The organism is Acinetobacter sp. ANC_7588 (genome assembly GCF_056783995.1).
The window spans coordinates 308,022-322,141 of sequence record NZ_JBWYIU010000002.1; the positions used below are offsets into that span (position 1 = coordinate 308,022).

At 37.6% G+C, this 14,120-nt stretch carries 10 protein-coding genes; 5 read left to right on the forward strand and 5 right to left on the reverse strand.

Annotated elements, in window-relative coordinates; genetic code table 11:
• Nucleotides 1-3 precede the first annotated feature (3 nt).
• The 3 genes from betA to betI are packed head-to-tail and all read right to left on the reverse strand — an operon-like array spanning nucleotide 4 to nucleotide 3,772.
• On the reverse strand, nucleotides 4-1,671 hold the full coding sequence (gene betA / locus AC1M9J_RS03795) for a choline dehydrogenase (protein WP_481951914.1): 1,668 nt from the start codon (nucleotides 1,669-1,671) through the stop codon (nucleotides 4-6).
• A 10-nt stretch (nucleotides 1,672-1,681) separates the two neighbouring features.
• On the reverse strand, nucleotides 1,682-3,157 hold the full coding sequence (gene betB, locus AC1M9J_RS03800; protein ID WP_481951915.1) for a betaine-aldehyde dehydrogenase: 1,476 nt from the start codon (nucleotides 3,155-3,157) through the stop codon (nucleotides 1,682-1,684).
• 33 nt (nucleotides 3,158-3,190) lie between these two features.
• Nucleotides 3,191-3,772: a transcriptional regulator BetI gene (gene betI, locus AC1M9J_RS03805; protein WP_035268653.1), complete on the reverse strand. Its 582-nt coding sequence runs from the start codon at nucleotides 3,770-3,772 to the stop codon at nucleotides 3,191-3,193.
• A 248-nt stretch (nucleotides 3,773-4,020) separates the two neighbouring features.
• On the opposite strand from betI, the gene AC1M9J_RS03810 reads away from it, so the two are divergent.
• The gene (locus AC1M9J_RS03810; protein ID WP_035268654.1) at nucleotides 4,021-6,057 is read left to right on the forward strand and encodes a choline transporter; all 2,037 of its coding nucleotides are present in this window, start codon (nucleotides 4,021-4,023) and stop codon (nucleotides 6,055-6,057) included.
• 34 nt (nucleotides 6,058-6,091) lie between these two features.
• A complete protein-coding gene (locus tag AC1M9J_RS03815; RefSeq protein ID WP_035268656.1) occupies nucleotides 6,092-6,700 on the forward strand; it encodes a MarC family protein in 609 nt (202 codons plus the stop codon).
• Nucleotides 6,701-6,770: 70 nt separating this feature from the next.
• On the opposite strand, the gene AC1M9J_RS03820 is transcribed toward AC1M9J_RS03815, so the two are convergent.
• Nucleotides 6,771-7,385, reverse strand: coding sequence for an OmpW/AlkL family protein (locus tag AC1M9J_RS03820; RefSeq protein ID WP_481607322.1), 615 nt, complete (start codon nucleotides 7,383-7,385; stop codon nucleotides 6,771-6,773).
• Between the two features lie 309 nt (nucleotides 7,386-7,694).
• Here AC1M9J_RS03820 and AC1M9J_RS03825 point away from each other — a divergent pair, with 309 nt between their 5' ends.
• From AC1M9J_RS03825 to AC1M9J_RS03835, 3 genes are read left to right on the forward strand one after another with little or no spacing between them, the layout of a single operon-like run.
• Complete coding sequence (locus AC1M9J_RS03825) at nucleotides 7,695-10,160, forward strand: heavy metal translocating P-type ATPase (protein ID WP_481951916.1); 2,466 nt, start codon at nucleotides 7,695-7,697, stop codon at nucleotides 10,158-10,160.
• A 23-nt stretch (nucleotides 10,161-10,183) separates the two neighbouring features.
• Entirely contained in the window at nucleotides 10,184-10,579 is a 396-nt protein-coding gene (cueR, locus tag AC1M9J_RS03830) for a Cu(I)-responsive transcriptional regulator (protein ID WP_481587935.1), read from the forward strand.
• 34 nt (nucleotides 10,580-10,613) lie between these two features.
• Complete coding sequence (locus tag AC1M9J_RS03835) at nucleotides 10,614-10,811, forward strand: heavy-metal-associated domain-containing protein (RefSeq protein WP_481951917.1); 198 nt, start codon at nucleotides 10,614-10,616, stop codon at nucleotides 10,809-10,811.
• Between the two features lie 75 nt (nucleotides 10,812-10,886).
• Here AC1M9J_RS03835 and AC1M9J_RS03840 read toward each other — a convergent pair.
• A partial coding sequence (locus tag AC1M9J_RS03840; RefSeq protein ID WP_481951918.1) for a BapA/Bap/LapF family large adhesin occupies nucleotides 10,887-14,120 on the reverse strand: 3,234 nt, incomplete at its 5' end.

Below are 14,120 nucleotides of genomic sequence, written 5' to 3' on the forward strand. Positions count from 1 at the left end.
TAATTAAGAAAATAAGGGTGAAGTTTCTGCACGATAAAATGGTGCATCTGAAGGGGTTAAAGCAGGTCGATTACGAATGTGATCAGCAATCTTCTCGGCCATCATGATCGTCGTTGCATTGAGATTACCAGTAATAATCAGCGGCATGATAGAAGCATCGACCACTCGCAACCCATCTATTTCATGGACACGACCGTAACCATCTACAACAGCTAAATCATCTTCACCCATTTTACAGCTACACGAAGGATGATACGCTGTTTCTGCATGATTTTTTACAAATTCATCAATTTGCTGATCTGTTTTTAATGCTGAACCTGGACTAATTTCTCTACCTCGATACTGATCTAATGCAGGCTGATGCATAATTTCTCGTGTAATTCTCACTGCATCACGGAATTCGCGCCAATCTTGTTCAGTGCTCATGTAGTTAAATAAAATGCTCGGATGTTCAAAAGGATTTTTCGAGGTTAAGCGAATTCTTCCTCTTGACGGCGATCGCATAGATCCAACATGTGCTTGAAAACCATGTTCATTGATTGCATTGGTACCATTGTAGTTAATTGCAATTGGTAAAAAGTGATACTGGAGATTCGGCCACTCAAACTCATCACTAGAGCGAATGAATCCACCTGCTTCAAACTGATTGCTTGCACCAATTCCTTTACCCAAAAACAGCCATTCAGCGCCAATTTTAGGTTGGTTATACCATTTTAATGCAGGGTAAAGACTGACGGGCTTCTTACATTGGTATTGAAGATACATTTCTAAATGATCTTGCAGATTTTCACCCACTCCCGGTAAATCTTGCACAACCTTTACATCCAGTGACTCTAATAATGACTTAGCTCCTACCCCAGAGCGCTGTAAAATTTGAGGCGATGCAATAGCACCTGCGCACAGCAATACTTCTCGCTCAGCATAGACCTTGTGTAAATTAGTTACATCTTGACCAAGAATGTATTCAACACCGATAGCTTGTTTTTTTTCAAATAAGATTCGATTGGTTGTGGCATGCGTAATAATCGTTAAATTCTGACGACCTTTAGCCATATCTAAATAGCCACGAGCGGTACTGGAACGTCTGCCTTGAGGTGTCACCGTACGATCCATTGGACCAAAGCCTTCTTGTTGGTATCCATTTAAATCATCCGTACGTGGATATCCAGCTTGCACACCCGCTTCAACCATTGCATGAAATAACTCATTATTGTCTGACTTTGGCGTAGCAACACTTACTGGGCCTTGATCACCGTGATATTCATTTGCACCAATATCTCTAGACTCTGCTTTTTTATAGTAAGGTAAACATTCAGCATAACGCCAATGACTGAGTCCTTTTATTTGAGACCATTGCTCTAAATCCATGGCATTCCCACGGATATAACACATACCGTTAATTAATGATGAACCACCTAAACCTTTACCACGTCCACATTCCATACGGCGGTTATTCATATGTGGTTCTGGATCGGTCAAATATGCCCAATTATAACGTCGACCTTGTAAAGGATAAGCCAAAGCAGCAGGCATTTGAGTTCTAAAATCTAAACGGTAGTCAGGGCCACCCGCTTCAAGGAGCAGAACTTTAATATCTGGATCTTCGGTGAGTCTCGCTGCAAGTACATTCCCAGCAGAACCTGCACCTATGATAATGTAATCATATGTCATAGTGTTCTCCTTAGGCTTTAAATACAGATTGAAATGGACTTAATTCCACTTGTACCGATTTGATTTGCGTGTAGTGTTGTAAAGTCGTTAAACCATTCTCTCTTCCTACACCAGAATGCTTATAGCCACCGACTGGCATTTCAGCTGGCGATTCACCCCACGTATTGATCCAACATATACCTGCTTCAATTTGGTGGATGATTCGATGTGCTTTGACAATATCAGGGGTAACCACGCCAGCAGCCAATCCATAAGAAGTATTATTAGCGCGACGAATCACTTCTTCTTCTGATGTATATGTCAAAATACTCATCACAGGACCGAAGATTTCCTCTTGAACAATGGTCATCTCATCTCGACAATCACTGAAGATTGTAGGCAGTACAAAAGCACCATTTTTTAAATGATCATCTGTTGCTCTAGAACCACCACACACTAAACGTGCTCCCTCGCTTTTAGCAGAATCGATGAATGCCAAAATTTTATTCATATGCGCAAAGCTAGATACTGGTCCAAAATTTGTTTCTGAATCGAGCGGATTACCTAAGCGGATATAAGGAATACGTTCTAATAGCTTTTCTTCAAATTTTAGTTGTAATGATTCTGGAATAAACACTCGTGTCCCATTCGTACATACCTGTCCAGAACTATAGAAATTTGCCATCATTGCAATATCTGCAGCTAAGTCTAAATCAGCATCTTCACAAATAATTAATGGTGACTTCCCACCCAACTCCATCGTGACTTCTTTAAGACTCGATTCAGCAGCTTGAGCCATCACTTTTTTTCCAGTGCTCACACCACCAGTAAATGAAATTTTCGCAATATCTACATGCTGGCTTAAATAGGCACCAATATCACCGCCCCCTGTTACAACATTGAATACCCCATCTGGCACTCCAGCTTCGGTATAAATTTCTGCCAATTTAAAGGCTGTTAATGGGGTAATCTCGCTGGCTTTGAAAATCATTGCATTCCCCGCCGCCAAAGCAGGTGCTGACTTCCATAAGGCAATTTGAATTGGATAATTCCATGCTCCTATACCAGCTACAATTCCCAAAGGTTCATGGCGTGTATAGACAAATGAATCTGTTCTTAAAGGAATCTGTTGACCCTCGAGTACAGGTAAAATTCCAGCGTAGTATTCGAGTACATCAGCCCCTGTCACGATATCTACAGTCGATGTTTCACTATATGCTTTACCACTATCTAAGGACTCAATGGTGGCAAGTTCATCATTTCTTTCACGTAAAATAGCTACAGCTTTATTTAAAATTCTTGAACGCTGCATATAAGTCATTTCAGCCCAAACTTTCTGTCCTTGTTTGGCAGATAGAATAGCTTGATCCACATCCTGTTGAGAACATGCTTGAATGGTCGCGAGAACTTGCCCCGTGGCTGGATTAATCGAATCAAAAGTATGACCTGATTGAGCATCGACGAATTGTCCATGAATATAAGGACGTTGTAATGGGAATTTATTCATACGATTAGCCTCAGATATAGTAAATATTAAAAATTATTGTGTAAGTTGCTGCTGGATAAAGGCATGGCAAAGACGGATAGAAAGATCAGTATCAATCTCACTTCTTGTTAATGCGCCCCTTAACCAGAACCCATCAATTAATGCAGCCAACCCTTGAGCTGCTTGCTCAGCTTTTAGGGGGCTTAAACGTTTTAAAAACTCATGTTTTAAATTTGAATGTAGCCGACAGTGATTCACTTGCTGTAATCGGTGTAAATCGGGTTGATGCAGACTAATAGCCCAAAATGCGAGCCATACCTTCATTGCGGCTTGATTGGTCTGAGGAGTTGCAAAATTCGCTTTAACGATCGCCATTAAACGGTCTTCTGGAGAATGACCAACCTCTGATTTTAGATCCCTTACACTTTCTCCAAGTTGCTGTAATAAATAGCGCATGGTTGCCTCAATCAATCCATTCTTGCCACCAAAATAATGACTAATAATACCCGTGGAGACACCTGCTCTTTGCGCGATCTGTTGAATGGATGCATCAGCAAAACCGAGCTCATTCACAGTGGAGAGAGTGGCATCTATCAATTGTTGACGACGAATGGGTTGCATACCAACTTTTGGCATAAGATGACCTAAACCTACAGGAGATTATAATCAGCGTTTATCAATAAGAACGCTGTAACATTAGTAAACGTTTTTTTAATTGAACGCTCAATTAATAAAAATTATAGTGCTATTACTTCCATGATGTACAGCTCAGTTTGTTTTGTATTTGCAAAAGTTTGTAATTGTGGATCAAGCAAGCTTCTATCAGGATATAAATCGAACTGCGCTGTAGATCATTTCATTACTCATTGAATGGTCACTGATTTATGCATAACAAAAATGATCAAACGCAGGATAGTTTGAATAAGGTCGTGTTCTATGTATCAGCATCATTGATACTTTTGTTTTCGATCACCACAATTTTGTTTAATGAAGCTGCTAATAACGTCATTACACAAACCCTCGATTGGGTAAGCAGAACCTTTAGTTGGTATTACCTGTTGGCTGCGACACTCTATTTTGTCTTTATTGTATTTATCGCATGCTCTCGATATGGCGAAATTAAATTAGGACCTAAACACTCTAAGCCTGAATTTAGTTTATTGAGTTGGTCTGCAATGCTCTTTTCTGCGGGTATTGGTATTGATCTCATGTTCTTTTCCGTGGCTGAACCTTTATCGCATTACATGAACCCACCTGTGGGTGAAGGACAAACCTTTGAAGCAGCACGTCAGTCCATGGTATGGACCTTGTTTCATTATGGTTTAACTGGTTGGAGCATGTATGCATTGGTTGGTGTAGCCTTAGGTTACTTCAGTTATCGTTATAACCTTCCCCTTACGATCCGTTCAGCTCTCTACCCTATTTTTGGGAAAAAAATTAACGGCCCTATAGGTCACACCGTAGATACAGCTGCCGTATTAGGTACGATTTTTGGTATCGCAACTACCTGTGGTATTGGTGTCGTACAACTCAATTATGGTCTGCATGTTCTCTTCGATCTACCTGAAAATTTGTGGATTCAAGCTGGTCTAATCGGGATCGCAGTGGTTATTACTGTCATCTCAGTAACGGCAGGTGTGAATAAAGGGATTCGCGTACTTTCCGAAATCAATATCTATGTCTCGATTGGATTACTCCTCTTTATTCTTTTGATTGGTAATACTGAATTCTTACTCGCAGGCTTAATCCAAAATTTAGGTGATTACCTCAGTCAATTCCCGAAATTGAGTTTAATGAGTTTTCCATTCGAACAACCTAAAGAATGGATGAACAGTTGGACGCTTTTCTTTTGGGCTTGGTGGATTGCATGGTCGCCATTTGTCGGTCTGTTTTTAGCACGAATTTCTCGTGGTCGTACCATTCGTGAGTTTGTATTTGGTACGTTGATTATTCCTCTACTATTTACACTGACTTGGTTATCCATCTTTGGAAATAGTGCACTTCACAATGTAATTTTTGATGGTAATGCACAACTTGCAACAACCGTTTTAGAAAATCCAGCTCATGGTTTCTATGACCTACTTGCACAATATCCTGGTTTTACCTTCTTAGCAGGTATCGCAACAATTACAGGATTATTATTTTACGTCACTTCTGCAGACTCAGGCGCTCTTGTTTTGGGTAATTTCACGACAAAATTCACCAATATCGAGCATGACTCTCCAAGATGGCTCAGCGTATTTTGGGCTATAGCCATTGGTTTACTCACCTTGGCGATGCTGATGGCAAATGGTATTACTGCCTTACAGAACACAACCATCATCATGGGTCTGCCTTTTAGCTTTGTCATATTCTTTGTAATGGCGGGTTTATACAAATCCTTGAGATTGGAAGATTTCAGACAAGCCAGTACTAGCTTAAATGCCGCGCCAGTCGTGGGCAATGTGGATATTCTCAATTGGAAAAAGCGACTCAGTCGCGTAATGCTTCATCCAAGCCATGAACAAACATTAAAAATGTTAGATGATGTGTGTAAACCTGCAATGGATGCCGTGGCACAGGAACTTTTATCCAAAGGTGTCAAAGTCGATGTGAATACCAAGCCTCTTGAAGATAATGCTGAGCTTTATCATTTGGATCTGATTATTCACTTGAATGAAGAAGAAAATTTCGTATATGAGATTTGGCCCGTTCGTTATGACACCCCAAACTTTAGTACCCGTGCTAAACGAACAAAGCGTTATTACTATCGTTTAGAAAGTTACTTATTTGAAGGTTCGCAAGGTAATGATTTGGTCGGTTACAACAAAGAACAAGTGATTAACGACATTTTGGACAAATATGAACGTCATATGATGTACCTTCATATTAACCGCATCAGTCCAGGTAAACGTCCACAATTTCCTGATCGTGACATTTAGTTAGTAGTAGCTCATCTAAACAAGGAAAATGACCATGTCAGAAAGTCTAAACGCCTTTGCTCTATTTTTTTCGTTGCTTAATCCCTTTTTAATGAGCATTTATATGCTTGGGATTATTCGAAATTCAGATGCAAAAGTTTTTAATATGGCGCTGATCCAAGGTAGTTTGATTAGCTTTGTGGTTTTTGTCATTTTTGCTAAAACAGGTGAAGCCTTCTTTAATGATGTACTTCATGCACGATTTGAATCTTTCCAAATTTTTGGTGGAATCATTTTCTTGGTGATTGGATACCGTTATGTATTTGAAGGTGCTGATACGATTGGGGTCATGCGTGGAGCACCAAACCATTTGGCTGGTACGATCGCCATGCCTTTTATGATCGGTCCAGGAACAATCTCTGCATCTGTAATCACTGGCATTCAATTAAGTTTATGGCAGACGATCACAGTCATCTTTATGACCTTATTCTTAACCTGTAGTCTTTTGATATTAATGAAATATTTGCATGATAATTTACAGCATAAATATTCTAATTATATCGACTTATATGTAGATATCGTGGGTCGTGTTGCTGCATTGCTTATCGGTACGATTGCCATTGATATGATCGTGACTGGTGTTACTGGGATCATCAATGGCTAATTGAAGGTTGTTATTGATATTTATAAAAAAGGAGTCTTATCATTGACTCCTTTTTTTTAAACCCTAATATTTAGAATCTATATCCGATATTTAAACTATACACCGTTGGATCTACGTCCACACTTCCTACCTTTTCTCCATTTACTTTTACATCAGTTTTGATATCCGCATATCGGATATCAGCACCAACACTCCATTGAGGGTTAAATTGGTAATCTACGCCTATTTGACCAGCCCAACCAAAAGAATCTGAGAGATCGAACTTATCACCACTATATAATCGGTCATTAAAAAAATAGGTATAATTTAAGCCCAGACCCACATAAGGTTGTAACTTTTCATTGGGTAAGAAGTGATATTGCACACTGAAAATTGGAGGTAAATGTTTTGTTTTTGCGACTTCATTACCAGCAACATTAATTTTATGCTCTGGTGGCAAACCGACTAATACATCAAATGCAATATTTGGTGTATAAAAATAAGAGATCGTGCCAGTGACTCCCCAAGCATCATCTATTGTGACGGGTGCTGTTTGATTAAAAATACTACCTGGAGAAGATGTGGGATCAATATTGCTAATCGCACCTCTTATCTTCCATTTATAATCTGCGCTGTGCGCATTAGAACTTAATGCCATGGTACTCAATAAAATCGCGAATAAACCAAAACTTAATTTATCATTCATATCATTACCCATTTTTTATAAATATCTGAAATTTTGAAGATTGTTAATCAATTAAATTGAATGCTTTAGATCATATCGATAATTCTTTTTGTTGGTTATTTTTTATTCTGATTTGTTTTGATGATTTTTTATTTAAGAAAATTTATTCAATTTAAATGGATTTTTGGAATATTGTTTTTAATTTAAGTGAGGAAAGAACATACGCCTAATTTGGATTCCAATCAGTAATGATGAAACAAGAAACAAATCTTATTGACCTTACCACAATGGGAAGGTTTAGAATGATCGTGACCTTATTTCAATCAGCATATGGAGTTAAGTATGTCATCTACTTCAACTAAATCTATTCAAATCAAAATTGAAGGAATGACCTGTGCTGCTTGTGTAAGCCGAGTTGAAAACTCATTAAAAAAAGTCGATGGTATTCAAGATGCCAGTGTGAACCTCGCCACTGAAATAGCTCAAATTGTGTTAACAACAGACGTAACAGATCAACAAATCATTCAAGCCGTAAATAAAACAGGTTTTAAAATTAAAAAATGGGCAACAATAAAATTAAAAATTTTAGGCATGACTTGTGCTGCATGTGTGAGCCGAGTTGAACGTTCTTTACTAAAAATACCAGGTGTATTAGCAGCACAAGTAAGTTTGGCAACTGAGATAGCAAGCATTGATCTACTTTATCAAGTTCCTGTTGATCAAGTTATTGAGCGTATTGAAAGATCAGGGTTTGAAGCTGTACTTGAACAGCAAACGATCACAGCACTTCCAAATCGCGAACTTGAATCAAAAAAAATTCTCAAGCATTTTATTATCGCACTTGTACTCAGTTTACCTATATTTATCATTGAAATGGGCTCGCACCTCTTGCCTTCATTTCATCATCTTATAGGTACTTACATCAGTCAGAATCAGAGTTGGTTATTCCAATTTATTCTTGCGACTTTAGTTATTTTTATACCTGGACGGCATTTTTTCACACAAGGTATCAAGTCACTGATAAATTTACATCCTGACATGAATTCTTTAGTGAGTTTAGGATCAGGAGCTGCCTATTTATATTCTATTGTTGCTACGTTCTTTCCAAGTTTATTGCCACAACAGTCAGTACATGTCTATTACGAGCCTGCAACACTCATTATTACATTTATTTTGTTAGGCAAATATCTAGAAGCACGAGCTAAAGGTCGAACTTCTGCAGCGATTCAACATCTGATTGGCTTACAACCTAAAACAGCGCGAGTTAGAGTATCTGACCTCCAGACTAAAGATATACCGATTGATAAAATTACAATCGGTATGCAGGTTGAAGTTCGGCCTGGTGAAAAAATTCCTGTAGATGGCGTGGTTATTTCAGGTGAAGGCTTTGTAGATGAGTCAATGATCAGTGGAGAATCTTTTCCAATCCACAAATTGATGGGTTCAGAAGTTGTTGGGGGAACCATCAACCAAAATGGATTTCTTGTCATTGAAACCAAGCATACTGCTGAAAGTAGTATTTTATCTTCAATTATTCAGTTGGTTGAAAATGCTCAGACACAAAAGCTCCCCATACAATCTTTAGTCGATAAAATCACCTTATGGTTTGTTCCAGTTATCCTCTTGATTTCGATGATTACTTTCATCGCTTGGTTTGTGCTTGGACCTGAACCTAATCTCAGCTATGCTTTGATTAACGCCGTTTCTGTTTTGATTATTGCATGCCCTTGTGCGATGGGTCTTGCAACCCCAATGTCGATTATGGTTGCGACGGGACGTGCTGCTGAACACGGAATTTTATTTAAAAATTCGACTTCACTTCAAAAACTTCGAGAAATTTCAACATTTGCATTTGATAAAACTGGAACCCTAACAATAGGTCAACCTGCGATTAGTGATATCGAGATTTTCGCACCATTTACACATCAACAGGTTCTACAAACTGTTGCATCTGTTGAATATCATTCCGAGCACCCAATTGCTAAAGCGATTGTTCAATATGCATCCGATCATCATGTAAAGATGATCGAAATTTCAGAATTTAAGAGTATTTCAGGATTCGGCATTCAAGCACAATTGAATGGTCAGGATATTAAAATTGGATCTGTAGAATTTATTACTCTAGAAAACGCTAAGATCTCTCATGCACTTTCTCAACATCAAAGATTACTAGATGAAGCTCAAACACCCATCGCGGTCTCCATCGATGGTGAGCTTGCATCAATTATTTTAATCACGGATCAATTGAGACCTGAAGCCTATGAGGTTATGACTCAACTTAAAAAGAACGACAAGCACATTGCTTTGATTACTGGCGATCATCAAAATGCAGCGCAATATGTGGCGAATCAACTTAATATCAATGCAGTTTATGCACAGGTCAAACCACATGAAAAGTTAAACATCGTTGAGACCCTTCAAACGCGATATGGAAATGTTGCTTTTGTTGGTGATGGGATTAATGATGCTCCAGCACTTGCGCAAGCTCAAGTCGGTATTGCGATAGGTTCAGGTACAGATGTAGCCATTGAAACGGCTGACCTTATTTTAATGTCATCAAAATTGAATAACTTATCTAAAGCCATCAAATTAAGCGAAATGACCATTAGAAATATTCATCAAAATCTGTTCTGGGCTTTTTTATACAATATTTGTTTGATTCCAATTGCTGCAGGCGTCCTTTATCCCTTGACTGGTATCCTGCTCTCACCTGTTTTGGCTGCGATCGCAATGGCACTTTCTTCGGTATTTGTATTAGCGAATGCCTTAAGACTCAAAACTTTGAAATTAAATTAGCAGCTTAAAACAAAGGAAAGATCATGAATATTGGCGAATTAGCACGACGTTCAGGCTTAACTGCTAAAATGATTCGATATTACGAAAAAATCGATCTCATTTCTGTTCCGATCAGAAGCGCTAGCGGTTATCGTGTTTACACAGAGCAAGACCTTTCGACTTTAAGTTTTATTAAACATGCTAAAGATCTTGGTTTTTCGATCGATCAAATAAAAAGTTTAGTTGAGCTTTGGAAAAATCCTGACAGAAAAAGTGCTGATGTGAAAAAAATTACAGATCAACATATCCACTTTTTGACAGAACAAATTCATTCGATGCAATCAATGATTTTAAAATTAAAGGCTGCGAGTCAGATGTGCTCTAATGATTCGAGTTCAAACTGCAGTATTCTGAATAAAATTGAACATATTCAATCTTGACAGTGATAAATGTTAACTAATGCAAGAGGTTATTATGAAATTATTTATTGAAAATATTAGTTGTTCGGGTTGTGCTAAAGGTGTCACTGCATCTGTACTGTCACTTGATCCTAATGCTAGCGTGAATGTAAATGTTGCAAATAAAATTGTGGATATTCAAACAACATATGACTTTAAAAAAATCGCTGAAGTTTTAACTGATGATGGATTTCCTCCTGAAATAAAAGATTAAATTGGCATAAAAAAGGCGAAACAATGTTTCGCCTTTTTTTGTAAAACGCATACCGAAGTATGCGTTTTTAAAGAATTAATAAATGATTTGACCGTTTTGAAGTAACTGCTCCAAAGTCAGATCTACATTTTGAGGACCAATATTCAGCAATTGAGTAGCTTCAAATTGTGTACCTTCACCATCGCGATCGATTGAAATTACAGAATCTTTAACAGTGATATATTTACTTAAGATATCCGCAACTTGATCAGTCGAATCTGTTGAGAATGTAGTTGAAGTCTTAGCATCAACAAATAGTTGAGATACATCAATTACATCGACACCTGCTTCAAAATCTGACCACGTATCAAAACCATTTCCACCCGTTGCATCGGCTTCATCAAGTAAGTTGAAGATTAATTTATCCGCGATATCGCTTCCAGTGAATGCGTCATTAAATTTCGAACTTGTAAATGATTTGTTTACATCAAAACTTAAAGTAGCTGTTGAAGTCGTTCCACCAACTGTCGAAACAGTATAGCTAAATTCTTCTTTACCAAATCCTTTTCCTGATGGTGTATACGTATAGCTACCATCATTATTGAAAACAAGAGTACCAAATTTACCTTCGACAGTTACACTAGGATTACCACTATAAGTCGACGTCGTTAATCCATTAATAGTATAAGAACTAATAGAATTTAAACCGTCATCATTATTAGAAACGTTTCCAATAACTGGTTCTAAAGCAACTGGAGTAAATTCATTCAAGTATGTTGTATTAAACGTAATTGTAGAGTCTTTGAAATAAGCAAGTCCAGGATTAACAAGACTAGCTTGTACAGTATATACGCCAGCCGGAAGATCATTTAACTGTAATACTTTTCCAGTAACAGCATTTAATTCACCGGTCTTAACTACAGTGCCAGCTGCATTTTTCACTGTGTAACTAATACTGCGTGATGAAGTTAAAGATAGTGTACTTTCAAAAGAAATTGCAACTGTACTGACTGAGTTTTCAGCTATTGCAAATTTAGCATCGATAGTACGTTGAGCCAGACCAATATCTAAAATTGTATCATTTACAATAGTTTCTGATTTATTTTGCATTACAATTTCAGATTCTTCAAAATCATCTTGCGCAACAGCTAAATCAATTTTAATCGTCAACGTTTCTAGTGAACTATTTCCATTCTGATCTTTAATGACATAAGTAAATGTCTCGATTTCACCATATGGTAAGCTTGTGCCTTCACTAGGTTTATTTACGAAGTATTGGTAAGTTCCATCCTTATTGAGAATTAATTTACCATAGACACCTTGAAGTTCTGATTCTTCAACAAGCTGAGTATTACCAGCAATAATGATTTCTGACCCATTAGCTAATTCAATCTGACCTGAAGTTTGACCGACAAAATCATTGTCTGTTTTAACAGTCGAATAATCATAAAGTGTGTCTTTATTAACATATAGACCAGATCCACCAAGTACATTAAGTCCTGTTGGAACAGTCACTGCATAATAGTCACCCTCTGTAAATTTAAGTGTAACTTCCTTAGATTTACCACCTAAAATTACTGTGTACCAGTTATTTATGCTGTGAACTTGGACATATTCATTGGTATCAGCATTGAATTTATAAATAAATAAAGAGTATGAAGTTAAACTTACACCGCCGCCATCGCCTTGGAAAGTCATTTCACGAACATTATTTTCATTCACTGTGAAATTCATGAACGAAGATAAATCAACTGCACCAGCTTTAATAACTGGATCTAACAAACTTACATCTAGAACTTTGACATTTTTTAATTTAGGCACTTCACCAGTGATATCTTTAATTTCAGGAAGTGGATTGATGATAACAGTGTCGTTGATTTCTGATTGTTTTACCTCAACAACTTTATTATCAATCGATATATTAAGCTTTGCAGAAGCTGTATTACCTAGTTCTGTTTTAACGTAATAGGTAAACTCATCTACTTGCCCGAATGGACCTTTAAAGTCTTCATTAATCTCGTAACGATAGCTTCCGTCTTGATTAATAAATAACGTACCAAATTTACCTTCGATCGCGGTTTCAGAATTACTATTCAACGTAATTGCTGCATTAGAACCAGCCATAACTGACTCTACAATCGTACCAGTTGGCAGTACATCCTGACCATCAACAGCATCTGCATCTGTGATTACATTACCAGTTGCTTCGCCATCGACTGACACAACTTCATTATAATCCAGAATAATGTCATTCAATACCTTCAATGTATAACCACTTAATACTGTTACCCCAACAGAAGGTGTTAAGAATACAATATATTTACCTTCAGGAAGGCTCACGTTCAATTCTTCAGAAACACCAGCCAGTAAATAAGCTTTCAACCATTGTTTCTCAGTCATGTACTCTTTGTATTGACCAGTTTCTTCATCAAATTGATAAATTTTAAGATCGTACATCGAGACGATCGAAACACCACCTGATTGTGATTTCAATGTTAAGTTGCGAACTGTCCCATCAGCAACATCTACTGTTAATGAATTTTGAAGAACTTCAGTTAAAACATTAGCTTCGAGCACCGCACCCAAACCAACACTTGCTACCGCAAATGCAGTTTTGTCTTCAAGTTGTTGTTCTGCTGAAGGTAATTTAGTAGTCGGGTTAATCACTTCAGGAATGAAATTAACTGAGTTATCCGCAGGAAGTACTATTTCTTGCGGTAACCCATTAATTTCTAAAGCTTGTTCTGCAGCATTAAGCTCTTCAATTGCGGTTAGAACTTCACCTTTAGTTACATTTTTTGATGGATTACGACCATCAGCAACGAGTTGTAAAGCTTCATTAATTTCTTGTTGAAGTGCGTCACGTGTTTCATCAGTATATCTTGCTGACTCTTCCAACTCTGCATTGTCATCAAGTTTCTTTTGAAGTTCATTTGCTTTCGTTTCAAGCGCAAGTAGATCCGCTTCTGTTGCTAATGAATCTTCAAACTCTTGTTGTGCATTGGTTTTTAATGCAGCATTCGCAGCGTCTAATTCATCAGATGCTTTTTCAACTTCTTCTTTAGTTACATTTTTCGATGGATCACGACCATCAGCAACGAGTTGTAAAGCTTCATTAATTTCTTTTTGAAGTGCATCACGTGTTTCATCAGTATATCTTGCTGACTCTTCTAACTTTGCATTTTCATTAAGTTTAGTCTGAAGGTCTTTCGCCTTCGTCTCAAGCGCAAGTAGATCCACTTCAGTTGCTAACGAATCTTCAAACTCTTGTTGTGCATTGGTTTTTAATGCAGCATCTGCAGCGTCTAATTCATCAGATGCTTTTTTAAC